At 57.1% G+C, this 22340-nt stretch carries 23 protein-coding genes; 9 read left to right on the top strand and 14 right to left on the bottom strand.

Translation table 11 applies throughout. The features are described from left to right. Window position 1 precedes the first annotated feature (1 nt). From ABJO75_RS05935 to ABJO75_RS05925, 3 genes are read left to right on the top strand one after another with little or no spacing between them, the layout of a single operon-like run. Window positions 2-274 carry a YciI family protein gene (locus ABJO75_RS05935; protein ID WP_348135255.1) on the top strand — a complete coding sequence of 91 codons (273 nt, stop codon included), beginning with the start codon at window positions 2-4 and terminating at the stop codon, window positions 272-274. Next, on the top strand, window positions 274-696 hold the full coding sequence (locus ABJO75_RS05930; protein ID WP_348135253.1) for an EVE domain-containing protein: 423 nt from the start codon (window positions 274-276) through the stop codon (window positions 694-696). Before ABJO75_RS05935 ends, ABJO75_RS05930 begins: the two co-directional genes overlap by 1 nt. Window positions 697-737: 41 nt before the next feature. After that, a complete protein-coding gene (locus tag ABJO75_RS05925; RefSeq protein WP_348135251.1) occupies window positions 738-1133 on the top strand; it encodes a DUF1761 domain-containing protein in 396 nt (131 codons plus the stop codon). A gap of 283 nt (window positions 1134-1416) precedes the next feature. Here ABJO75_RS05925 and ABJO75_RS05920 read toward each other — a convergent pair whose 3' ends face one another. Then, window positions 1417-1758 carry a DUF2853 family protein gene (locus ABJO75_RS05920; RefSeq protein WP_348135249.1) on the bottom strand — a complete coding sequence of 114 codons (342 nt, stop codon included), beginning with the start codon at window positions 1756-1758 and terminating at the stop codon, window positions 1417-1419. Between the two features lie 243 nt (window positions 1759-2001). Further along, window positions 2002-3393, bottom strand: a complete 1392-nt coding sequence (gene ahcY / locus ABJO75_RS05915) for an adenosylhomocysteinase (RefSeq protein ID WP_348135247.1) — start codon at window positions 3391-3393, stop codon at window positions 2002-2004. A 130-nt stretch (window positions 3394-3523) separates the two neighbouring features. On the opposite strand from ahcY, the gene ABJO75_RS05910 reads away from it, so the two are divergent. Beyond that, a complete protein-coding gene (locus tag ABJO75_RS05910; protein WP_348135245.1) occupies window positions 3524-4195 on the top strand; it encodes an FkbM family methyltransferase in 672 nt (223 codons plus the stop codon). Between the two features lie 37 nt (window positions 4196-4232). Next, entirely contained in the window at window positions 4233-4829 is a 597-nt protein-coding gene (locus ABJO75_RS05905; RefSeq protein ID WP_348135243.1) for an HD family hydrolase, read from the top strand. Here ABJO75_RS05905 and ABJO75_RS05900 read toward each other — a convergent pair. From ABJO75_RS05900 to ABJO75_RS05890, 3 genes are all read right to left on the bottom strand, one after another. After that, entirely contained in the window at window positions 4826-5902 is a 1077-nt protein-coding gene (locus ABJO75_RS05900; protein ID WP_348135241.1) for a glycosyltransferase 61 family protein, read from the bottom strand. The two genes, ABJO75_RS05905 and ABJO75_RS05900, sit on opposite strands and share 4 nt — an antisense overlap. 80 nt (window positions 5903-5982) lie before the next feature. Then, window positions 5983-6537, bottom strand: a complete 555-nt coding sequence (locus ABJO75_RS05895) for an ActR/PrrA/RegA family redox response regulator transcription factor (protein ID WP_348135239.1) — start codon at window positions 6535-6537, stop codon at window positions 5983-5985. Window positions 6538-6621: 84 nt separating this feature from the next. Beyond that, window positions 6622-7245, bottom strand: coding sequence for an SCO family protein (locus tag ABJO75_RS05890; RefSeq protein WP_348135237.1), 624 nt, complete (start codon window positions 7243-7245; stop codon window positions 6622-6624). Between the two features lie 88 nt (window positions 7246-7333). Between ABJO75_RS05890 and ABJO75_RS05885 the strand changes: the two genes are divergently transcribed. Continuing rightward, the gene (locus tag ABJO75_RS05885) at window positions 7334-8731 is read left to right on the top strand and encodes an ActS/PrrB/RegB family redox-sensitive histidine kinase (RefSeq protein WP_348135235.1); all 1398 of its coding nucleotides are present in this window, start codon (window positions 7334-7336) and stop codon (window positions 8729-8731) included. A 37-nt stretch (window positions 8732-8768) separates the two neighbouring features. Here the strand turns inward: ABJO75_RS05885 and ABJO75_RS05880 are convergent, their stop codons facing one another. The 8 genes from ABJO75_RS05880 to ABJO75_RS05845 all read right to left on the bottom strand — a co-directional run bounded on the left by ABJO75_RS05880 (window position 8769) and on the right by ABJO75_RS05845 (window position 18454). Continuing rightward, entirely contained in the window at window positions 8769-10247 is a 1479-nt protein-coding gene (locus ABJO75_RS05880) for a mannitol dehydrogenase family protein (RefSeq protein ID WP_348135233.1), read from the bottom strand. Continuing rightward, a complete protein-coding gene (locus tag ABJO75_RS05875) occupies window positions 10235-11008 on the bottom strand; it encodes an L-iditol 2-dehydrogenase (protein ID WP_348135231.1) in 774 nt (257 codons plus the stop codon). The genes ABJO75_RS05880 and ABJO75_RS05875 overlap by 13 nt, the downstream gene beginning before the upstream one ends. Beyond that, complete coding sequence (locus tag ABJO75_RS05870; RefSeq protein ID WP_348135229.1) at window positions 11005-12009, bottom strand: ABC transporter ATP-binding protein; 1005 nt, start codon at window positions 12007-12009, stop codon at window positions 11005-11007. The genes ABJO75_RS05875 and ABJO75_RS05870 overlap by 4 nt, the downstream gene beginning before the upstream one ends. A 12-nt stretch (window positions 12010-12021) precedes the next feature. Further along, on the bottom strand, window positions 12022-12852 hold the full coding sequence (locus ABJO75_RS05865; RefSeq protein WP_348135227.1) for a carbohydrate ABC transporter permease: 831 nt from the start codon (window positions 12850-12852) through the stop codon (window positions 12022-12024). A gap of 10 nt (window positions 12853-12862) precedes the next feature. Further along, on the bottom strand, window positions 12863-13729 hold the full coding sequence (locus ABJO75_RS05860) for a sugar ABC transporter permease (RefSeq protein WP_348135225.1): 867 nt from the start codon (window positions 13727-13729) through the stop codon (window positions 12863-12865). 118 nt (window positions 13730-13847) lie between these two features. Then, entirely contained in the window at window positions 13848-15155 is a 1308-nt protein-coding gene (locus tag ABJO75_RS05855; RefSeq protein ID WP_348135223.1) for a sugar ABC transporter substrate-binding protein, read from the bottom strand. Between the two features lie 114 nt (window positions 15156-15269). Beyond that, window positions 15270-16301 carry a LacI family DNA-binding transcriptional regulator gene (locus ABJO75_RS05850; protein WP_348135221.1) on the bottom strand — a complete coding sequence of 344 codons (1032 nt, stop codon included), beginning with the start codon at window positions 16299-16301 and terminating at the stop codon, window positions 15270-15272. Between the two features lie 107 nt (window positions 16302-16408). After that, complete coding sequence (locus ABJO75_RS05845) at window positions 16409-18454, bottom strand: NADH:flavin oxidoreductase (protein WP_348135219.1); 2046 nt, start codon at window positions 18452-18454, stop codon at window positions 16409-16411. Window positions 18455-18756: 302 nt separating this feature from the next. Here ABJO75_RS05845 and ABJO75_RS05840 point away from each other — a divergent pair, with 302 nt between their 5' ends. Genes ABJO75_RS05840 through ABJO75_RS05830 form a run of 3 tightly spaced genes read left to right on the top strand, consistent with a single transcriptional unit; the run spans window position 18757 to window position 20717 of the window. Beyond that, window positions 18757-19188 (top strand): hypothetical protein, encoded by a 432-nt coding sequence (locus ABJO75_RS05840; protein WP_348135217.1) that lies wholly within the window; start codon window positions 18757-18759, stop codon window positions 19186-19188. Window positions 19189-19194: 6 nt separating this feature from the next. Then, window positions 19195-19917 carry an ABC transporter ATP-binding protein gene (locus tag ABJO75_RS05835; protein ID WP_348135215.1) on the top strand — a complete coding sequence of 241 codons (723 nt, stop codon included), beginning with the start codon at window positions 19195-19197 and terminating at the stop codon, window positions 19915-19917. Then, on the top strand, window positions 19917-20717 hold the full coding sequence (locus tag ABJO75_RS05830; RefSeq protein ID WP_348135213.1) for an ABC transporter permease: 801 nt from the start codon (window positions 19917-19919) through the stop codon (window positions 20715-20717). Before ABJO75_RS05835 ends, ABJO75_RS05830 begins: the two co-directional genes overlap by 1 nt. Here ABJO75_RS05830 and ABJO75_RS05825 read toward each other — a convergent pair. Continuing rightward, window positions 20714-22252: a DUF427 domain-containing protein gene (locus tag ABJO75_RS05825; RefSeq protein WP_348135211.1), complete on the bottom strand. Its 1539-nt coding sequence runs from the start codon at window positions 22250-22252 to the stop codon at window positions 20714-20716. The genes ABJO75_RS05830 and ABJO75_RS05825 overlap by 4 nt on opposite strands. Between the last annotated feature and the right edge of the window lie 88 nt (window positions 22253-22340).

Genomic DNA, 22340 nt, shown 5'->3' with positions numbered 1-22340 from the left:
TATGCTTGTTGCCCTGATCGCCCGTGACAATGACGGTGCCCTGCGAACCCGGCTCGATAATCGTGCGGCACACCTTGCCTATATCGAGGAAACCGGAGTTGTTACGCAGGCCGGTCCGTTGCTGGACGATGCGGGTGGGATGATCGGTTCGCTGGTGATCCTGGATGTGAATGACCTTGCCGCTGCGCAGGATTGGGCGGCAAATGACCCCTATGCCAAGGCCGGCTTGTTTCAGGACGTCGAACTGATTCCGTGGAAAAAGGTCGTCGGCTGATGGCATATTGGCTCTTTAAATCCGAAACCTCGACTTGGAGTTGGGAACAGCAGGTTGCCAAGGGAGACGCAGGCGAAGAGTGGGATGGGGTGCGCAACTATCAGGCCCGCAATTTCATGCGCGAGATGAAGTTAGGCGATCGCGGGTTTTTCTATCTATCTCAGAAAGATCGCAAGATTGTCGGAATCGTCGAGGTTTGTGCTGAGGCACATCCTGACAGCACCACGGATGATGATCGCTGGGATTGCGTGGATATCAAGGCCGTGCGCCCATTCACCAACGCCGTGACGCTGGATCAGATCAAGGCCGAAGAACGGCTTGCAGATATGGTTCTGGTCAAGAATTCCCGCCTGTCTGTGCAGCCCGTGACCGAAAGCGAATGGCGCATCGTCTGCGAGATGGGGCAGACAAAACCCGACTGATCGGGCAGACTTCTTTCGCACAATTGCGAACAGAGGATGTCATGGAGTTTCTGAGCGTGATCGCTGCTGCGGCAGCGTCATTCGTGTTGGGGTCTGTCTGGTACATGACGTTGGCAGAACCGTGGATGCAGGCGGCACGCATTCCCCGCGGTGCCGATGGCAAGCCCGAAGGCGGGCAATCACCGGTCATTTTCGCAATGACTTTTGTGCTGCAGCTGGTGGTTGCCGGGATGATGCGGCACGTTTTTTCGCTGGGCGGAATTGAGACGCTCGGCGCCGGATTTGTGGCTGGTGGCGGGATTGGGTTGTTCTTTATTACCCCGTGGATTGCGATCAACAACGCTTATGGGATGCGCCCGATACGCCTTACTCTGATTGATGGCGGGTGTGCGACGTTGGGATGTGCGGCGATGGGGCTGGTGCTGGTCTTGTTCTAAGGGGAGCCCTTGGAACATGGGCGTGGACAGCCGATCTACCCGGTGGACTGCGCTGACGATAAAACTCAGGGAGGGCCCGAACGTAGTCGGACCCTCCCTCTCACCCCGCGTGTTACCTACTCACCACACGCGTATTGAAATCTCAGGTCCCGACCGTCCTAGCCGTATCTCTTGGTAGCCCGCAAACGACCGATGCCGCAAATGCAAAGCCCGGACGATTTGACTGAAATGCAAAACGCCCACTCCAGCGAGCGGGCGTTTCAAGGTCTGGTCTGAACTGGTGTCAGCCGTAGACGGATTCTTTGCCAAAGTGCTTTGTCAGCATGTAATAGATCACTGCGCGGTACTTGTTCCGCTCTGATTTGCCGTATGTCTCGATCGCTTTGTCGATGGCTTCACCCAGTGCAGGGCCGTCTTCCAGCCCCAGCTTCTTGATGAGAAAATTCTTCTTTACCGTTTCGAGTTCTGCCGGTTGCGATCCCGCAACGGTCGAGGCGTCGGCGTCATAGATCGCCGGCCCGCAGCCAATTGTCACCTTGGTGAGCAGATCCATATCCGGCGTCATGCCACATTTGTTTTTCAGATCGTCCGCATACTGCGCAATCAAATCGTCACGTTTGCCCATCAAATAACTCCCGCCTTGCAAACACAGCCCAATCGGCTGGAGTGAAGGTTAACGGGGGGGGCTACTTAAACAAAGGGGAAATATCGATAAAGCTTCCCGTCGGCAACAATCCGGTTTTGCGCGATACTGTACGCGCGTCAAATGCCAGCCGTTCCTGGCATTCGCGTGTTTTGCATCCCCCAAAACACGATGGGCAGCATTCTTTCGAATGCTGCCCATTTGCGTGGTGAAACCGCGCGGGCTTCAGTAGCGGTAGTGTTCTGGCTTGAACGGTCCGTCCGTCGAAACGCCGATATAGTCGGCCTGTTCCTTGCTGAGCGACGAAAGTTTCACTCCGATCCGATCAAGATGCAGGCGCGCAACCTTTTCATCCAGATGCTTTGGCAGAATGTACACTTCGTTGTTGTACTGATCGCCCCGCGTCCACAGTTCGATCTGTGCCAGCGTCTGATTGGTGAACGAGGCTGACATTACGAAAGACGGATGCCCGGTCGCATTGCCCAGGTTCAGCAGGCGGCCTTCGGACAGCAGGATCAAACGATGGCCGTTTGGCATCTCGATCATGTCCACCTGGTCCTTGATGTTGGTCCACTTGTGGTTCTTGAGCGAGGCGACCTGAATCTCGTTATCGAAATGGCCGATATTGCCGACGATGGCCATGTCCTTCATCTCGCGCATGTGCTCGATGCGGATCACGTCCTTGTTGCCGGTTGTGGTGATAAAGATGTCCGCCGTGCTCAGCGCATCCTCAAGCGTCACAACCTCGAAACCGTCCATCGCGGCTTGAAGCGCACAAATGGGATCGACTTCGGTTACCTTGACCCGAGCGCCTGCGCCACTCAGCGATGCGGCCGAGCCTTTGCCTACGTCGCCATACCCGCAAACAACAGCGACCTTGCCTGCCATCATTGTATCGGTTGCACGGCGAATGCCATCCACCAGCGATTCCTTGCAGCCGTACTTGTTGTCGAACTTCGACTTGGTCACGCTGTCGTTCACGTTGATCGCGGGGAAGGGAAGCTGGCCCTTCTTATGCAGATCATAGAGGCGGTGGACACCGGTAGTGGTTTCCTCGGATACACCCTGGATCGCATCGCGGGTTTTGGTGAACCATCCGGGGCTGGCAGCCATGCGTTTCTTGATCTGCGCGAATATGGCCTCTTCTTCTTCCGAAGTCGGCACTTCGATAAGATTGGTTTCACCGGCTTCGACGCGGGCACCCAGCAGCACGTAAAGTGTCGCGTCTCCGCCATCGTCGAGGATCAGGTTTGCGCCTTCAGGGAACATGAAGGATTTGTCGAGGTAATCCCAATGCTCTTCCAGCGTCTGACCCTTGACCGCAAAGACCGGGGTGCCACCGGCAGCAATTGCGGCCGCCGCGTGATCCTGAGTTGAAAAGATGTTGCACGAGGCCCAGCGGACATCCGCACCGAGAGCCACAAGCGTTTCGATCAAGACGGCGGTCTGAATCGTCATGTGCAACGAGCCGACAATGCGCGCGCCTTTCAGTGGCTTGCTCTCACCGTATTCTTCGCGCAGCGCCATCAGGCCCGGCATTTCGGTTTCCGCGATGTCCAGTTCCTTGCGGCCGAAATCGGCCAACGAGATGTCTTTGACGATGTAATCTTCGGACATTGGCCCGGGCACTCCAGTGTGATTTCATTGGTTGCCGTCGCCCTAACATCTCTTGATAGTCCCCGCAACATCGACCAAAACTCGACGATACGGGCTGGTTTTGAACAGGTAGAACATGGCAGGCGATGCGTTGATCAGTCGAAACAAGTTCGGCCTCTACCACATTCCCGCGGGCGTCGAGACGAGACCGGCCGCCAAGACGGTGCTGTCGGGCGGCGTGTTTGAGCCAGATACGATTGATTTCATGCGGGCAAATTGTGGCGACGGCGACATCATCCACGCTGGCACATTCTTTGGCGATTTTCTCCCGGGTTTGTCCGGCGGGCTTGCGCCGGATGCAAAGATTTGGGCGTTTGAGCCAAATCCCGGCAGCTTTGCGGCCGCCAGAGAGACGATTACGCTGAATAGTCTTGAGAACGTTGAGTTGCAGAATGCCGCGCTGTCAGATCGCGGTGGCGAAGTTCTGTTTCAAACCCATCGAGCAAACGGATCACCCATGGGCGGAATAAGTCACGTGGTAGAGGCAGAGGGCGAAGGTGTCAGCCGGGTTCGCGCTGTCATGCTCGACTACGCCGTTCCCATCGAACGCAAGGTGTCTATCCTGCAACTTGATGTGGAAGGATATGAAAAGAACGCCTTGTTGGGGGCATACCACATAATCAATGTCTGGAAACCGATCCTGATACTTGAGTATTTTTCCGAAGCGCGATGGATCAGCCGCACGTTTCGCAACCTCAAGTACAAGGCAATCGGCAAGGTGCACGGCAATCATGTTTATGCGGTCGAACCGATTGGTATCTGATGGATGATAGGGTCGCAGCGAAAGGAGGGTTCAGGTAATGGCACCTCAAAATCGTGCATGGCAACGCATGCTTTCGGGTCGCAGGCTCGATCTGCTGGATCCGACGCCGGTCGACATCGAGATTGACGATATCGCCCACGGATTGGCATTTGTGGCGCGCTGGAATGGACAGACAGTCGGTGATTTCGCCTATTCAGTGGCGGAGCATTCGTTGCTTGTTGAAGAGCTGTTTGGTCGAATTGCGCCAAAGGCACCGGTCAAATGGCGGTTGGCGGCCTTGTTGCACGACGCGCCGGAATATGTGATCGGTGATATGATATCCCCGGTCAAGGCATCGGTAGGACCAGGCTATGACGAGCTGGATGCCCGCCTCATGGCCGCGATTCATATCCGGTTTGGCCTGCCTGCGACCCTGCCAGTCACGATTAAGAAACAGATCAAGAAGGCCGATCGCATCAGTGCCTGGATGGAGGCCACACGCATCGCGGGCTTTGCCGAGGCTGAGGCTAATAAGTTCTTTGGCAAACCGGACAAAAGCCTGATTGCGGATCTGGACATCCGGCTGCGCCCGCCTGTCGAGGCGCGCCGCGACTTTGTGCAGCGTCACGACACGTTGCTGCGGCAACTGGCTTAACCCGCGCGCCGGGCCTGACGCATTGCGCGCACCCTTTGGCGGACGAATTCCGGGCTTTCGATGAAATCGTCGGATTTGTTCAAACCCTTGTCCGCAAAAACCTGTTTGCGTTCGTCTTCAGTCAGCACTGGCCAGTTTGCTTGCTTGGATATGAACCCATCGCGCGCCAACGCCGCGCCAATGACTTCATGGTTCAGTTCCCCAAACGACAGACGGCTAGATTTCTTCTGGCTCTTGCGCACCCACTCTGTGCGCAGCGCTGAAATGATCGTCGGTTCGGTGCCGCAGAAATGCCGGACGTTTTCTGCCAAGAGGTTGTTGGAGCGCGATTGCCGTCGCAGGATCATCGCCACTGCCTGATCGGGCCGCCCGACCATCGCATAGAGATGTACCGCCGAACCATCTGCGGCGATTACCTGTTTTGCCGCCTTGTAGCGGGCGATCTGCGTGGCAAGGTCGTGCTGCTGGGGGTGGAAAATCTCGTATCCTTCGGCCTGCAACAGTTCTTCCAGCCGTTCCTCGCCCAGCAAACCACCTTTGCCCAAGCCCAATGCAGATCGTGAGAGATAGATCCTCTCAGGACCATCCGCTGCGATATCACGGGCAAAACGATGGTGAATGGCCGCGCGGAACCGCTCTGTTCCTGCGGTGATCATGCCCAGCCCAAAGCCCTGACCCGGTACGATCAGTTCCTCGACATTCATCGGCGTGGTGGCAACACGGATGGGCAAATCCGGCGCCATCATGTCAAGAAAGCCGGTATGGAAACCGCGCAGGCTCTCTCCGGCGCGGGGGCGTTTGGGGATAAACAGAACACCGTCGACAGGTCGATCCAGATGTTCCAATCCCCAGAGCCGGGACGTGCTTTCCACAAGGAAATGACCAAAATGCGCCCAAAGCACGCCGCCCCACAGCCATCGCCCGGTCAGGCGCGGCACGTCGCCCTCGGGCTGTATGGGTTCTGTCGTCAGCGGGCGAAACTTGCGCCACAACGCGCCATGCGCGCAGTAGGACCCGTCGGACTCCAGCACACCAGCGGCCTGAACAAAACCGTTTTCAACCGGCGGAATCACGGTGGCATCCTTCAGGTGCCTGATCTCTTCAGACCATCCGCCTTGTGGCAAAGGTTGGGTATCTGCCGGGTCCGGCATCGTTATCGCGGGCTGCGCTTGGCCAGAATGCGTTGCAATGTACGGCGGTGCATGTTCAGCCGACGCGCGGTTTCGCTGACGTTCCGGTCGCAGAGTTCATAGACCCGTTGGATATGTTCCCAACGCACGCGATCCGCGCTCATCGGGTTTTCCGGTGGCGGAGGCAGCTCGTCGGGTTTGGCAAGCAGCGCATTGGTGATGTCGGTGGCATCCGCAGGTTTAGACAGATAGTCCGTCGCCCCGATCTTGACCGCAGCAACGGCCGTTGCAATGGCGCCATAGCCGGTCAGGACAACCACGCGGCTGTCCGGGCGCTTTTCCCGCAACACTTCAACAACATCCAGTCCGTTGCCATCCTCAAGCCGCAGGTCAACGACCGCATAGGCGGGTGGTCTGGCTGTGGCAATCGCCCGTCCAGCGGCAACAGAAGATGCCATTTCAATCTCGAACCCGCGCTTCTCCATGGCTTTGGCCAGGCGCCTGAGAAAGGGTTCGTCATCATCCACGAGCAATAACGACTTATCTAGCCCGATCTCATGCTGTGCTGGTTCCGCCATAAGGTTCCTCCCCCGGACAGTTTTTCTTATTGTGTCCGACGAGTATTAACAGCGGTCTGGCAAACGTCAAATGCTGCGTGGGCTTTACATGTTATCGACAAAACACCCAACCGCGTCAGCCATATCTTCTGGCGACATATCCCGACGGAAAAATTCGACAAATCCACGTTCTGGCAAGACCAGATAGCTGAACGTGGAATGATCAACGAGGTAATAGTCATCCTCGGCCGGATGCGCCTTGTAGTAGGTCTTGAAGGTTTGGCTTGCGGCTTTCACCTGCTCGGGCGAACCGGTCAACCCGATCATGCGTTCGTGCAGGTTGCCTGCAAAATCACCAACCACTTCGGGAGTGTCCCGCGCCGGGTCGATCGAGATGAACACGGGCGTCACCGACTTGCCGCGCTCTTCAAGGATATCGATGGCCTCGGCGTTACGCGCGACGTCCAGCGGGCACACATCCGGGCAGAATGTATAGCCAAAATAGATCAGCGCGGGTTCGGTGACGACGTCTTTGTCCGTCACTGTTTCGCCTTGCGAATTGACCAGCTCGAAAGGGCCACCAATCTGGTCGGAACCACCAGCAATCTGGCTGGCGCGGCATTGGGCGAACTGATCGTCGGAACTGCCTCCGATCATCGTCGCGACCCAGACGCCGCCAACAAGTGCCGCTAGAACGACGGCAGCAATAATCGCATATTGACGTGACATGGCGCAGGGACTCCAGACTGTTGTGGTTGACGTTTCCACGCGGACTCCTATCAACTTAGTCAGCCGTTGCAACCAGTCAGAGGGTAAGATGATCGCATCCGAAATAGGCCTCTTGCACGGTCAGCCCCGCAGCAGCTGGATTCGACTACGCACCATGATCCTGTTGCGGTGGGTCGCCATCGCAGGACAGTTGGCGGCCCTCACCACCGCGCAGGAATTTTTTGGTCTGCAACTTGAGATCGGTCTCTGTTTTCTGACGGTCGGTGTCTCGGTGATCGGCAACCTGGTTGCGATCTTCATTTTCCCGGAAAGCAAGCGCCTCTCGGAATTTGAGAACTTCATGATGGTGCTGTTTGACCTGCTGCAACTGGCGTTCCTGCTTTATCTGACGGGTGGTCTGAGCAATCCGTTTGCGCTGTTGCTTTTGGGGCCGGTGACCATCTCGGCGACAGTTCTCGGGCTTCGTTCCACAGTGCTGATCGGCAGCAGCGCGATCATACTTGTTACGTTTCTGGCCATGTTCAACATTCCTCTGCGCACGGAACAGGGGCTGATCCTGCGGATTCCCGATTTTTTCGTATTTGGGAATTGGGCTGCGATCATTATCGCGATCATCTTTATGGGGGCCTATTCGCGACGCATCAGTTCGGAAATCCAATCCATGAACGATGCGCTTGTCGCGACGCAGATGGCGCTGTCCCGCGAACAAAAATTGACCGATCTTGGGGGGGTCGTCGCCGCTGCGGCGCATGAGCTTGGTACGCCGCTGGCGACGATCAAGCTGGCCAGCAGTGAACTGGTTGAAGAGTTGGAAGACAACGCGAGTTTACGCGAGGATGCGGCCCTGATCCGGGAACAGGCCGACCGTTGTCGCGATATCCTGCGTGACATGGGCCGAGCAGGGAAGGATGACCTGCATTTGCGACAAGCGCCCCTTACGGCAGTTATCAACGAAGCGGCAGAGCCACACATGCACCGGGGGAAATTCGTCCATTTCGAAGAAGGACTCGATCTGGATGAAAATCTCCCGCAACCATCGGTTCTGCGCAAACCCGAGATGATCCATGGTTTGCGCAACCTGATCCAGAATGCCGTGGATTTCGCACGGGCCAATGTCTGGGTCGAGTCGACCTGGAGTCAAAACATGATTTCTATCCGGATCATGGATGATGGGCGCGGATACCCACCACAGATGATCGGGCGGATCGGGGATCCATTTGTTCGGCGGCGACGCACCGAATCCGACCGCAAGGCCCGCCCGGAATACGAAGGCATGGGGCTGGGGCTTTTTATTGCCAAGACGCTATTGGAGCGATCCGGCGCAGAGCTTACCTTTGCAAATGGATCAGACCCCTATCACAGCGGTCTGGGCAAGAGCGAGCGTCGGGGGGCCATCGTCGAGGTCGTCTGGCCGCGACACAAGATCGATGCCATTTTTGGCGAGAACGCAGTGCCCATCGGTCGCAACCAACCGATCGAGATTTGATCCCGCACCCGGTAAACGGGTGCAGGATCGTCGATGTCTAGCTGTTGAGATAGGCGTTGATGGTGGCCTCGGCGCCATCGGTGTTAAGCATCGTCAGCCAGCGCTCAAATGCGTCCGCGAAGGGCTTATTGCTGGCAAGATCGCCGTAGTACTGCTCCATTTCGAGCCATGCCAAAGGTCGATCTTTCGCCGTTTTGGCGATCTGGTGAAGCGCGTCCCAGTTAGGATCGTTGGCTTCGACTGTGCTGCCGTCTTCCCGAACGCCCTGACAATAGCGTGCCCAAAGGGCAGAGACCAAGGCGAGACCGACGACAGATGCACCGGCGTTCAGTCCGTCACGGATGCTGGGTATGATGAACCCGGTCTGGCGGCTGGACCCATCAAACGCGACGCGGCGTGTAGTGTCGGCGATTTCGGGGTTGGAGAATCGCCGGTCGACGAGGTCGAGATATTCAAGCGCGGTAAAGCCGGGAACCGGCGCAACATGCTGCGCAACCTCTTCTGTCATGACTTTTCGCAGCAGGCCTCGTATGGCCGGGTTGCCCATGGTTGCCGCAATCGAGTCGATGCCGAGGATTTCACCCGGAATGGCGATAACCTGATGGCCGCCATTCAGGATGCGCAGTTTCATCGTTTCAAAATCGTGTACGCGGTTTGAAAAGGTTGCTCCGGTCTTGTCCCAGTCGGGGCGGCCATTACAGAAATCGTCTTCGATGACCCACTGGCGGAAGTTCTCGTGCGTGACCGGCGCGTTGTCGCCGATGCCAAAGCGTTTGACCAGTTCCAGTTCCTTGGGTCCGGTGGCAGGCACGATGCAGTCGACCATCGCGTTCGGGAACGAACAATTCGTGTCGATCCAGTCTGCGAGATCAGGATCAGTCAGGCGCGCAAGACCCACAACCGCTTGCCGCAGTATCGCGCCGTTGCCTTGAAGATTGTCACAGCTCTGACCGGTAAAGGGGCCAGCATCCGATGCCCGCCGTTGCCTTAGCGCGGCGACCATTGCACCAAACGCGGTCTTTGGCGTTTCGGGATTGTCCGCATCATGCACGATGTCGGGATGTTTGGCGTCGAATGCACCGGTCACGGCATCAATATAATAGCCGCCTTCGGTCACAGTCAGCGCGACGATCCGAATGGCGGGATCGGTCATCGCCTTGATCAGCGCGCCATTTCCGTCCTCGACCGGCAGATAGTCGATCATCGATCCGCATATCTCGGCAGACATTCCTGTCGGATCAAGCTCGATCAAGGTGGTCAGACAATCCTGCGCGATCAGCCGTTCACGGCTGGCGGCATCGTTCGGACGAACGCCTGCGCCAAGGATTGCCCAGTCATGGCAAAGGCCGAGGTCGAAGAGGCGGTGCAGATACCACGCCTGATGCGCGCGGTGAAAATTGCCCAGCCCGATATGCACGATACCAGCGGTCAGGGATTTTCTGTCATAGCTCGGCACGCGCACCCCATCGGGCATCGCGTCCAGAGTTTCAGTTGATAGGGGGATTAGCTCATCCATTGTCCACCATCCACGTTATAGCATTGGGCCACGATGTATTTGGCTTCATCAGTGGCGAGAAAAATGGCCATTCCGGTCAGATCATCCGGTCTGCCCATACGTCCAAACGGGACACTCTTTCCTACCTCGGCCTTTTTCTGACCGGGGGCCTTGCCTTCGTATTTCGCAAAGAACGCATCGACACCGTCCCAGTGGTCACCGTCGACCACGCCGGGTGCAATTGCGTTTACGTTGATGCCGTGTTCGATCAGGTTCAGACCCGCAGACTGGGTCAGGCTGATCACGGCGGCCTTGCTTGCACAGTAGACCGCGACAAGTGGTTCGCCGCGACGACCCGCTTGGCTGGCCATATTGATGATCTTGCCGTTGATCCCGGCGGCGATCATGTGCCGCGCGACCGCCTGAAGCGTAAACAGGGGGCCGGCGACGTTGATGCCAAAGGCGCGGTCATAGTCGGCACGCGTGATCTCGGTGATCGGAGCGGCAGTAAAGATCGCCGCGTTGTTGATCAGGATATCAATCTGGCCAAGCGCTTGAACGGCTTCGACAATCGCGCGGTCGATGCTTGCTTGATCGGTGACATCGAGTTGAATCGCAACCGCCGCATCGCCAAGAGCGTTTGCGGCCTCGCGCGCGCCATCCAAGTTGATGTCGGCAATCGCGACACGGACGCCTTCGTTGATGTACGCCTCGGCAAAGGCGCGCCCGATTCCTCGGGCGGCACCTGTTATCAGGGCTGTCTTTCCAGCCAGCCGTTTCATCCGGTCCGCAGCCCCGCGGCGTCGAACTTGTGCAGCTTGTCCATCTGAGGTGTCAGATAGATCGTGTCGCCGTGGCGGACCGGAATGTCTCCGGTAATCCGAACGGTGACCAGATCATCCAGCCCGGTTTCGTGCACGTGAATGAACGTGTCCGATCCGAGGTGCTCTGCTACGCCAACGACGCCTTTCCACATGCCTTCGGTAGTGCTGACATCGGTGTGTTCCGGGCGGATGCCGATAGAGTGCGCACCATGTTTTTCGGCTTCGGGACCGCTGAAGATGTTCATCTTTGGCGATCCGATGAAACCGGCGACAAAGACGTTGCGCGGGCTGTGGTACAATTCCAGCGGCGAGCCGACCTGTTCGATGATACCTGCACGCAGCACCACGATCTTGTCGGCCATGGTCATGGCCTCGACCTGATCGTGTGTCACGTAGATCATCGTGGTCTTCAGCCGTTCGTGCATTTCGCTGATTTCCAGCCGCATCCCGACACGCAGAGCCGCATCAAGGTTGGACAGGGGTTCGTCAAACAGGAACGCCGAAGGTTCGCGAACGATTGATCGCCCGATGGCAACCCGCTGACGCTGACCACCCGAAAGCTGGCCGGGCTTGCGGTCCAGATAGTCGGTCAGGTTCAGCGCTTTGGCTGCGGCTTCGATCCGCCGATTTTGCTCGTCTTCCGGCATCTTGGCCATTTTCATCGGAAAGGCGATGTTCTTGCGCACCGACATATGCGGATAAAGCGCATAGGATTGGAACACCATCGCCAGGCCGCGTTTGGCAGGGGGCACATTGGTCGCGTCCGTCCCATCAATCGCGATATGGCCGCTGGTCATATCCTCGAGGCCAGCAATCAGGCGCAGGAGGGTGGATTTACCGCAGCCCGAGGGGCCGACAAAGACCGTGAACTCGCCGTCTTCGATGGTCAGGTCAAGGGGTGGGATGACCTGAACGTCGCCGAAGGATTTGGTCACTTGGTTGAGTTGAATTTGTCCCATTGGTCAGTTTCCTTATTTCACAGCGCCGAAGGTCAGGCCGCTGACGAGTTGCTTCTGGCTGAACCAGCCAAGGATGAGGATCGGCGCAATGGCCATGGTCGAGGCCGCGCTCAGCTTTGCGTAGAACAGTCCTTCGGGACTAGAGTAGCTGGCGATGAAGGCCGTCAACGGAGCCGCCTTTGCCGCCGTCAGGTTCAGGGTCCAGAACGCTTCGTTCCAGGCCAGAATGACGTTCAGCAACAGGGTGGACGCGATGCCGGGAATAGCCATCGGAGTCAGCACATAAAGCACCTCTTCCTTGAGCGTCGCACCGTCCATCCGAGCAGCTTCCAGAATCTCACCCGGAATTTCCTTGAAGTAGGTGTAGAGCATCCAGACGATGATCGGCAGGTTAATCAGCATCAGAACAATCGTCAGCCCGAGGCGTGTATCCAGAAGCCCCATTTTGATGAAGATCAGGTAGATCGGATAAAGAACACCGACAGCTGGCAACATCTTGGTCGAGAGCATCCAGAGGAGGATGTCTTTGGTTCTCTTTGATGGAACAAACGCCATCGACCAGGCTGCGGGTACCGCGATGATGATGCCCAGAATGGTGGACCCGCCGGCGATTATGATCGAGTTCCACAAGAACCGGCCATAGTTGGACCGTTCCAGAACGTCGGCGTAGTTTTCCAGCGTCCAGTTGAAGGCCAGAAAGACCGGGGGATCGGCAATCGCCGTTGCTTCGGTTTTGAAGCTGGTGAGGATTGTCCAGAGGATCGGAAAGAAGATCAGCAGTCCGACAATCCATGCGGCTGTCGTATTGATGATCTTGCGTTGTGTTGTAACTCCACGTGCCATGATTGCCTCCTCACGCGTCGAGATTCTTGCCGACGATGCGCATCAGAAAGATGGCAACGATATTGGCGAGAATGATTGCATAGACACCACCGGCGGAACCAAGGCCCACGTTCTGGCTTTCGAGCACACGCTGATAGATCAGGTACGTCAGCGTACGGGTGCCGAACGAGCCCTGTGTGGTGACGAAGATTTCTGCAAAAATCGACAGCAGAAAGATCGACTGGATCAGAACCACAACAGTCACGGCGCGTCCAAGGTGCGGCAGAACGATGTATCCAAAACGGGCCAGCGGCGGGGCGCCGTCCATTTCCGAGGCTTCAAGCTGTTCGCCGTCCAACGACTGAATTGCAGTCAGCAGGATAAGGGTCGCAAAGGGAAGCCATTGCCAGGAAACGATCATGATAATCGACGTCATTGACGCCTCGCTAAGCCATTCCACTGGCTGGGCGCCGAAGAATTTCCATATGTGTGCAAAAAGTCCGTTCACCGGGTCCATGAACATGTTCTTCCAGACCAGCGCAGACACCGTCGGCATTACAAAGAAGGGCGCGATGACGAGAATGCGGACAACGCCCTGACCCCACATTGGCTGGTTTAGCAGGACCGCCAGCAAAACCCCGAAAACCACCGTGATGAGCAGCACGCCCCCCACAATCAACAGCGTCGCAAGGACAGAGGGCCAAAAGGCACTGGACGTAACAAACCGAACATAGTTGTCAAAACCAACCCACCCCAGATCGCCACCGCGGAGGGGAAGATATTTCTTGAAAGAAAAGAAGAGCGTCATGATCAGCGGGACGAGCATCCATCCCAAGAGTAGGACAACAGCCGGAGCCATCATGAGCCTTGCTGCTGATCGAGAATGTTGGGTTGCCATTGGGCACACCTCCTCTGTTAGCTGCCAAAGTGCAGCCGTCGGCAGAATGTGAATGTGGAAATTCATAATGCACAAAGGGGACGTACTTGTCGCCCCCTTTGCGTTGGAAGGGCGGGGCTTAGTAGCCTGCAGCTTCCATTTCGTCGACGGTCAGAGCCTGTGCTTTTTCAAGCGCTTCCTCGACCGATTGCTGGCCTGCCAGAGCCGCAGAGATTTCCTGACCGACCTGCGTCGCAATGCCTGCGAACTCGGGGATGGCCACGAACTGAACGCCAGTATAGGGGACCGGCTGGATCGAAGGCGCGTTCGGATCGGCCTCGTTGATCGACTTCAGCGTCATCTCGGCAAACGGAACCTTGGCGTAATCGGCATTTTCATACAGGGATGTACGTGTGCCCGGAGGTACGTTTGCCCAACCTTCGTTCTCGGCGACAAGTGCGGTGTATTCCTTGCTTGTTGCCCAGGTCACGAATTTCTTGGCGGCTTCGGTTGCATCTGAACCGGCGGGGATCGCCAGCGACCATGCCCAGAGCCAGTTGCCGCGCTTGCCAAGCCCATTGTCGGGTGCCAGCGCAAATCCAACCTTGTCAGCAACAGTCGAGTCGGTGGGGTTGGTGACAAAGGACGCCGCGACGGTGGCGTCGATCCACATGCCGCATTTGCCCTGCTGGAACAGCGACAGGTTTTCGTTGAAACCGTTGGTTGACGCGCCCGGAGGACCGTAGTTGTTCATCAGGTCCATGTAATAGTTGACGGTCGAGGCCCACTCTTCGCTGTCCAGCTGGGCGGTCCAGTTTTCGTCGAACCAGCGGGCGCCGAACGAGTTGGACATTGCCGTCAGGAACGCCATGTTTTCGCCCCAACCGGCCTTGCCGCGCAGGCAGATGCCGTAGATTTCGTTTTCCTTGTCGGTCATGGCTTCGGCAGCGGCCTTGATGTCATCCCAAGTCGGTGCTTCGGGCATTTCCAGACCGGCTTGCTCCATCAGGTCGGTGCGATACATGACCATGGAACTTTCGCCGTAAAACGGCGCGGCATACAATTCACCATCAACGGTCAGGCCGCCACGGATTGCGGGCAGGATATCATCCGCGTCCCATTCTGCGGGCAGATCATTGAGCGAAACCAGCCAGTCTTGGGCGGCCCAGATCGGAACTTCGTAGGTGCCGATGGTCATGACATCAAACTGACCGCCATTGGCGGCGATGTCTTGGGTGACGCGCTGACGCAGTACGTTTTCTTCGAGCGTGACCCATTCCAGCGTGATGTCTGGGTTTGCGGCGGTGAAATCGTCTGCGAGCCCCTGCATGCGCACCATGTCGCCGTTGTTGACGGTGGCGATTGTCACCGTGGTTTGAGCAGATGCACCAAACGCTGTCGCGCAGGTCAACGCCGTTGCCGTCAAAAGTGAGTTTCTTAGAGACATTCTGGGTCCTCCCCCATTTAGTTTGTCCATCATTGGTAGCGCTATCTGATCGGTCAAGTCAATTAAATTATTTACGCGCGTAAATAAATTGGCATTCCCTTTTGTATCAGACCCTTAAGCGGAGTTGCGCATAATGAGCTTGCCATCCAGCAGGGTTTCGCGCCGTTCAGAAGCTGTTTCTGACGATTCGATCATTGTAAAAAGCGTCTGTGCTGCGCGTGTCGCGATTTCCGAATAATCCTGCGCAATGGTTGTGAGTGACGGGCAAGTATAGCGGGAATACGGATGATCATCATGTCCAGCGATGCGCAGGTCGCAGCCTGACCCATGTCCGATCCGCAGGCCTAAACTGTAGGCTGCCGACAGCATTCCGATTGCCAGGCGATCATTGCTGCAGAGCACGGTGTCAGTTGGAAAGACCTTCTGGGACAGCATCCTGCCCCCTTCGGCACTGCCAATCTCTTCAAATCCCCATCCAGTGCCTTCGGCTTGGAAGATATGTGCCGGAAAGCCGTGTCTTTCCATGCTTTCAAGGTATGCATGACGTCGTTTGAATGCATTGGGGTTCAGGGGTGACTTCATTTCAAACAGGCAGGGTGGTTGACCACTCCGGCAAAGGTATTCGACCATTAGGTCCATGCTTTGGGTGTTGTCGGTGCCAACGAACGCTTCGCCTACCCCGTCAATGTTTGCGTCAAAGAGCACCACGGGCACGTCTTTTGCGAATTTGTCGACAACACTGACATCAGATACCCGTCCGAATGGGGCCAGCAGCACGCCGGCTGGTTTGAGCGAGCGGAGCAAGTTCAGATTGCTCACCTCCAGCGTGGGCCGACCATGCGAACTCAGCACGATAGGGCTGTAGCCAGCGTCGTGGCAGGCCAGTTCCACCTCGCGGCCGATTTCGGAAAAGAAAGGGTCGGCGAGATTGGGAACCACGATTCCGATGTTTCTGGTTTTCCGGCGATTCTGGTTCACCGCGTAGATGTTCGGGCTGTAATCATACTTTGCGATCGCTTGCTCGATCTTGTCGCGCGTTGATCGCTTAACACTGTCGGGGTCATTGAAGAATTTGGATAATGTCGGACGCGATACGCCGCAGACCGTCGAGAACTCATCCATGTTTCGGATCTTCTGTTTGGTCATTTTTTTGGCTCTACATTTTATCGCGAGTAAATAATTTTTTTTACTTTACAATTTTTTGGTGCGGGCGGTCAATCCGGTTGGGTTGTGTCCTTGGAAAGAACTTGTTCCTACATGTCCTTCATCAGGCGCAGCGCGTCATAAATCGCAGCGTGCGTGTTACGCGCAGAAACCGCATCCCCGATACGGAACAACTTGAACCCGCTATCAGGGTTTTTGCACACGGTTTGGGGAATGCCGGCGATCAATGCGTCATGATCCACCATGCCGAGGTTGCTGCTGTGGGGTTTGAGTTCGTGATACAGGTCATCCATCGGCAGTGTGCCGTAGTTCACCACCACCTGATCGTATTCAGCACGATAGGTGTGGTCACTGTAATCCGTACCGATGGTTGCGGTGAGGGTGTTGCCGGTTCGCTCTACTTCGAGCAGACGACGCGTGACTGTGAATGTCACCTCCTTGTCCTGCAGTGATCGCATATAGGGCACAAGATTCATTGCCATGATATCCGGTGCAAAGACGCGGTCTGGCGTCATCACTTCGACCCGCGCCCCGGCTTTGGCGGCGACTTCGGCGGATTGCAACGCTGGATGATCGCCGCTCTCGTCATAGATCAGGATATTCTCTGCCGGTTTCACGTCGCCTGCGATGATATCCCACGTGGAGATGACGTGATCGGCATCCTTGCCGGTTTCGAACAGTTCCGTATTGGGCAAGCCGCCTGTTGCGATCAGGACAATATCGGGGTTCAGCGCGGTCACATCGTCAGCCTCGGCCCAAGTGTTAAAGTGGAACACGACGTTGCGCGCGGCGCATTGCGACATGCGCCAGTCGATGATGGACAGCATTTCGCGTCGGCGCGGGCTTTGCGCGGCAAGGCGGAGCTGGCCGCCTGGATCAGGCTGGGCCTCGTACACGACAACCTCGTGTCCGCGTTCGGCGGCGACGCGCGCGGCTTCAAGCCCAGCGGGGCCTGCGCCGACGATGACGACCTTGCGTGGGGTTTCAGCGGGCGCAATGGTATGCGGCATCGTGCGTTCGCGACCAGTGGCCGCGTTGTGGATGCAGAGCGCGTCCGCGGCCTGATAGATGCGATCAAGGCAATAGGTGGCCCCGACGCAAGGGCGAATGTCGTCTTCGCGCCCCTCGATGATCTTGTTGACGATATGCGGGTCCGCCATGTGTGCGCGGGTCATACCCACCATATCCAAAAGGCCTGCGGCCACCGCATGTCGGGCGGTGGCAACATCGGGTATCCGTGCCGCGTGAAACGTTGGCATGCCGATAGTCTTTCTCACCTCACCTGCAAAATCGAGATGCGGGGCGCTGGCCATGCCCTGGACCGGGATGACATCGGTCATTGCGGGATCGGTGTGTATGCGACCGCGAATGACGTTCAGAAAGTCGAGTTGTCCGGTTGCCTTTAACCGGCGCGAAATCTCGAGCCCTTCGTCGGCAGAGATCCCGCCTGTGTGCGTTTCGTCCGCCGTATAGCGGAAGCCGACGATGAATTCGTCTCCGACCCGATCACGGATTGCAGAAAGAACCTCAAGAGGGAAACGCATTCGCGTATCAAGCGTGTCCGCACCATAGGCCCCGTCAAGGTCATTGGTAAGCGGAGACCAGAACTGATCGAGCAGGTGGCCATAGACCTCTAGTTCGATCCCATCCATGCCGCCCGCCTTCATCCGTTCGGCGGCATCTGCGAAATCTTTTATGATCCGCTCGATATCCCAGTCTTCAATCAGTTTCGGAAACGCGCGGTGCGCAGGTTCGCGGTGGCGCGAGGACGAGACGGATGGCAGCCAATCGCCCTTGTTCCATCCGGTGCGTCGGCCCAGATGCGTCAACTGGATCATCACAGCACAGCCATGGGCATGACACGCATCGGTCAGGTTCTTGATCCACGGAACCACTTCGTCCTTGTAGGCCAGGATGTTGTTGAACGATGGAGGGCTGTCCTTCGATACGACGGCAGACCCCGCCGTCATCGCCAATGCGACTCCGCCCTTTGCCCGTTCTTCGTGATAGGCACGATACCGGTCCTTGGGCATCCCATCTTCGGGATAGGCGGGTTCATGACTCGTCGTCATGATCCTGTTCTTTAATGTCAGGTGCTTGAGTTGATAGGGCTGCAACAGTGGATCATTGGACATCGACAGGGTCTCGCAATCTGGATTTGATACGCTTGGACGGCGATTCAGGTATGAGCGCGACAAGCCTTGTTGGCAAGAAATGGCAACCTGCCGATGATCCGCTCGACCAGCGAATGCGGGCTCAAATCCCGATCTTGCGCGATCCTCTACGCCTTTGGTGGCGGTTGACCTCTGTGGCGCGTGTGGAATTCTGCACACGCGCAGACCGCACATCTGCAATGGCTCATCGGCTTGGCTCATGGTTCCCCGAACGGGGCCAAGCCGATGAGCCACTTTGATTTATCCACTGGGAGAGGATCTACATGAAACGATTTTTTGCATTCGCATGCGCGGCAGCGCTGATTGGCGGGCCAGCCATGGCACATGAATTTGGCTTTGCCGGCATCCTGTCAAAGTCAAACAAGGAAGACCTGCCCGAACTGACCCTGTCCGTGGGCAAGCCGATTGCCGAAGGCCCGCTGATGCTGAAGTCAGGCACGGCCTATGAAATAGAGATCGAAGCGGATGGAACTGGCGAACTGGCGCTCGAAGGGGCCGGGTTCTTTCGGGCGATCTGGGTCAACGAAGTGGTTGTGAACGGGCTGGAAATCCGCCCTTATGGCATCGACAGTCTGGAATTTGACCAAGCCGGCACGATGGAAATCGAATTCGTCGCAATCAAACCCGGACGCTATGAACTGAAACAGCCAGGGTCCACCGGTGAAAGTCAGCGGGTCGAAATCATCATCGAATAGTCCGGAATGAGCATGCTCACCGTTCAGGACGTGTCCTATAGCTATGCGGCCAAGAGAGCGCTTGATCATGTTTCCTTTGACCTGAGTGCGGGGCGATTTTGCGCCCTGCTGGGGCCGAACGGCGCGGGCAAATCGACGTTGTTTTCCCTGATGACCCGGCTCTTGGTGACGCGTGATGGCGCGATTTCGGTCGCGGGTCATGATCTCGCCCAGAACCCTCGTGCGGCGTTGGCGCAGATCGGAGTGGTCTTTCAACAGCAGACGCTCGATCTCGATATGACCGTGCTGCAGAACCTTCGCTATTTCGCAGCACTTCAGGGGCTGTCCGGTTCATCGGCGCAGCACAGCATCGACGCCGCGCTTGACCGACTGGATATGCGCGAACGGGCCAGAGAAAAGGCGCGCGCGTTGAACGGCGGGCATCGGCGCCGGATGGAAATTGCCCGTGCGCTGATTCATGACCCCAAGGTGCTGATGCTGGACGAACCAACCGTCGGGTTGGACACAGGCAGCCGTCAGGCGATCACCGCGCATGTGCATGATCTGGCGGATTCTGGTCTGCTGGTATTCTGGGCGACACATCTGGTTGATGAGATCCGGGAACAGGACGATATTGTGGTGCTGCATCAGGGGCGCGTTCTGCGCCATGATACGGCATCTGCCATTGCCGGGGGCGGACAGCTTATAGATGCGTTCATTGATATGACCGCGCCGAAAGAACCTGCGTGATGCGCTGGCTTGTCGCCCTCCGCGCCATCGTGTTTCGCGAGGCCATGCGCTTTGTCAATCAACGCAGCCGGTTCATTGCGGCGCTGGTGCGGCCACTCGTGTGGTTGATCGTGTTTGCCGCCGGGTTCCGCGCTGCGCTGGGCCTGTCGATCATCCCACCTTACCAGACCTATATCACCTACGAGGTCTATATCGTTCCCGGCCTCTGCGGCATGATCCAGTTGTTCAATGGGATGCAGTCATCGCTATCGCTGGTCTATGACCGTGAGATGGGATCCATGCGCCTGTTGCTGACGAGTCCGCTACCGCGCTGGTGGCTCTTGTTTTCGAAACTGATGGCCGGGGTCGCGGTGTCGATCCTGCAGGTCTATGTCTTTCTGGCCATTGCGGCCGCGTTTGGCATCACAATGCCGCTGATGGGCTATGTCTATGCCTTTCCGGCGCTGGTGATCAGCGGTCTGATGCTGGGTGCGTTGGGGTTGCTGATTTCCTCGACAATCCGGCAACTGGAGAATTTTGCCGGAGTGATGAACTTTGTGATCTTTCCGATGTTCTTCATGTCCAGCGCGCTTTACCCGCTTTGGCGCATGGCCGAAAGTTCGCCTCTGCTGCGTGATATCTGTGCCGTCAACCCATTCACCCATGCCGTCGAACTGATCCGTTTTGCACTCTATGAGAGCGTGAACGGCATGGCGTTGCTGTGGGTTGTACTGGCCTTTGCGATCTTTATGGCGGGCAGCCTTATCGGATATGATCCTGCCCGGGGCATGGTTCGCAAGGGGCGGGGGCCGACGGGCTAAGCGACTTCTGGCACGCGCGCGACATAGCCATGCACCATCTCGGACATGTTGTGCAGCTTGAGCGGACCAAGTTCTTCCATGTCCTCGCGCGCACCGGCGACATCACGGGTCACCACGATACCATGGCCTTTGCGCTTGGCGTAATCATTCAGGCGCGCGGCCAGATTGGCGGCCTGGCCGATGACCGTGAAATCCAGACGTTCTCTTGAGCCGACATTGCCATAGGTCACGCGACCAAAGGCGATCCCGATGGAGCATTCGTATTGATGCGTGGAGTCAGGAACTTCCCTGTCGGCGGAATGCTCGACGATGGCCCGCGCGGCCTTCAGCGCCTGCGAGCACGCCATCTTGGCATCATCGCCTGCCGGAAACACCGCAAGCACGGCGTCACCGATAAACTTGAGAACCTCGCCGCCGTGATCGTGGATGATCGTCGACGTGGTTTCAAAGAACTGATTGAGCAGCGCGATATACGCGGCGCGATCCAATGTCTCGGCCAACCGGGTCGAGTCGTGCAGATCACAGAACATGATCGCCGCATCAATCTCGTCACCGTCGCCGCGCCGGATTTCTCCGCCCAAAACGCGCGCACCCGTGCGCTTGCCGACATAGGTTTCCAACAACGACTGCGCGTTCTCTTTCTGCATGAAAACTTCGTAAAATCGGCTGATCACTGCAGAACATTCAAACACCAACCCTAGATTGGCGGTATTGAATCCATCCGGATGATCGCTCGTGAGGGTTAGTACATTCCTGCGCCCATCAGAAAACAACATCGGCATAGCCACATAATCCGTCGCCCCCTTGGCCCGCAAATCCTCGATAATCGGAAAGCTGTTACCGGGCACATCCGTGCAAAGTCGTTGCCGAATTCCGCCAAGACCGCTCGACACATGGCGCAATGGGCTGTTCAGATAGTTGGGGTGATCATGGATTTCATAGGAGGGTGCGTAAACGCTGACCTCCTTGACGCCTTTTTCCCAAATATAGTTCTTGCCCGCGATCAGCGGATGCAGCGACCAGAGCATCACGCTCAGACGGGAAAGGTGCACGCCGTGCTCCCGTAGCTTGAGCGAAAGCGCGGCGGTGAATTCCTCGGGGGTCTTGATGTATGCCGCTTCGCGCAGCAACCAGTCAACCACGGGGCCGCTGATGTGGCCGGAATTATTGTCGCAGAGGGTGCTTTCGCCAAGATCCATGTCGGTGACGACATCGGGCTTGAATGCGTAATGTCCTTGAATGGCGCGACTCTCTGGCAAGGCTGCCTGATAGGACCAGACAGCGTTGGCGAGGTGCTCATCCGGAAGGTCCAGATCGCGGTAGCTGGCGGTGCCCTTGAACGGGCAAAATGTCTGAAGATTGGTCAGGTCACTCATCGGGGCAACGATGTCTTTCTGTGGGAAATAGATGGTGGGCGCCAGGCGGGTTTCATACATGACCACAGCTTGGTCGCTGCTGGCGAGCATTCTGCCGTTTCGACTGGCGGTAACGCGCCCTATCAGCGGCTCGGTGTGAATGCGATAACGATTTGTCATGAATGGTCCTGCGCTCGGGGCATTGGTCAAAATGGGGCCGCCTGCGGTGCATTCCAAGACCTTGACCCGCCTTTGTCGCCCAAGGAGC

This window comes from Sedimentitalea sp., from assembly GCF_039973035.1.
Taxonomy (GTDB): domain Bacteria; phylum Pseudomonadota; class Alphaproteobacteria; order Rhodobacterales; family Rhodobacteraceae; genus Sedimentitalea.
This window is presented reverse-complemented; position numbering and strand designations above follow the sequence as displayed.

Coding starts and splice junctions, on each gene's coding strand:
- ABJO75_RS05935 (WP_348135255.1), top strand. CDS start 2: ATGCTTGTTGCCCTGATCGCCCGTGACAATGACGGTGCCCTGCGAACC.
- ABJO75_RS05930 (WP_348135253.1), top strand. CDS start 274: ATGGCATATTGGCTCTTTAAATCCGAAACCTCGACTTGGAGTTGGGAA.
- ABJO75_RS05925 (WP_348135251.1), top strand. CDS start 738: ATGGAGTTTCTGAGCGTGATCGCTGCTGCGGCAGCGTCATTCGTGTTG.
- ABJO75_RS05920 (WP_348135249.1), bottom strand. CDS start 1,758: ATGGGCAAACGTGACGATTTGATTGCGCAGTATGCGGACGATCTGAAA.
- ahcY (WP_348135247.1), bottom strand. CDS start 3,393: ATGTCCGAAGATTACATCGTCAAAGACATCTCGTTGGCCGATTTCGGC.
- ABJO75_RS05905 (WP_348135243.1), top strand. CDS start 4,233: ATGGCACCTCAAAATCGTGCATGGCAACGCATGCTTTCGGGTCGCAGG.
- ABJO75_RS05895 (WP_348135239.1), bottom strand. CDS start 6,537: ATGGCGGAACCAGCACAGCATGAGATCGGGCTAGATAAGTCGTTATTG.
- ABJO75_RS05890 (WP_348135237.1), bottom strand. CDS start 7,245: ATGTCACGTCAATATGCGATTATTGCTGCCGTCGTTCTAGCGGCACTT.
- ABJO75_RS05885 (WP_348135235.1), top strand. CDS start 7,334: ATGATCGCATCCGAAATAGGCCTCTTGCACGGTCAGCCCCGCAGCAGC.
- ABJO75_RS05880 (WP_348135233.1), bottom strand. CDS start 10,247: ATGGATGAGCTAATCCCCCTATCAACTGAAACTCTGGACGCGATGCCC.
- ABJO75_RS05875 (WP_348135231.1), bottom strand. CDS start 11,008: ATGAAACGGCTGGCTGGAAAGACAGCCCTGATAACAGGTGCCGCCCGA.
- ABJO75_RS05870 (WP_348135229.1), bottom strand. CDS start 12,009: ATGGGACAAATTCAACTCAACCAAGTGACCAAATCCTTCGGCGACGTT.
- ABJO75_RS05865 (WP_348135227.1), bottom strand. CDS start 12,852: ATGGCACGTGGAGTTACAACACAACGCAAGATCATCAATACGACAGCC.
- ABJO75_RS05860 (WP_348135225.1), bottom strand. CDS start 13,729: ATGGCAACCCAACATTCTCGATCAGCAGCAAGGCTCATGATGGCTCCG.
- ABJO75_RS05855 (WP_348135223.1), bottom strand. CDS start 15,155: ATGTCTCTAAGAAACTCACTTTTGACGGCAACGGCGTTGACCTGCGCG.
- ABJO75_RS05850 (WP_348135221.1), bottom strand. CDS start 16,301: ATGACCAAACAGAAGATCCGAAACATGGATGAGTTCTCGACGGTCTGC.
- ABJO75_RS05845 (WP_348135219.1), bottom strand. CDS start 18,454: ATGTCCAATGATCCACTGTTGCAGCCCTATCAACTCAAGCACCTGACA.
- ABJO75_RS05840 (WP_348135217.1), top strand. CDS start 18,757: ATGAAACGATTTTTTGCATTCGCATGCGCGGCAGCGCTGATTGGCGGG.
- ABJO75_RS05835 (WP_348135215.1), top strand. CDS start 19,195: ATGAGCATGCTCACCGTTCAGGACGTGTCCTATAGCTATGCGGCCAAG.
- ABJO75_RS05830 (WP_348135213.1), top strand. CDS start 19,917: ATGCGCTGGCTTGTCGCCCTCCGCGCCATCGTGTTTCGCGAGGCCATG.
- ABJO75_RS05825 (WP_348135211.1), bottom strand. CDS start 22,252: ATGACAAATCGTTATCGCATTCACACCGAGCCGCTGATAGGGCGCGTT.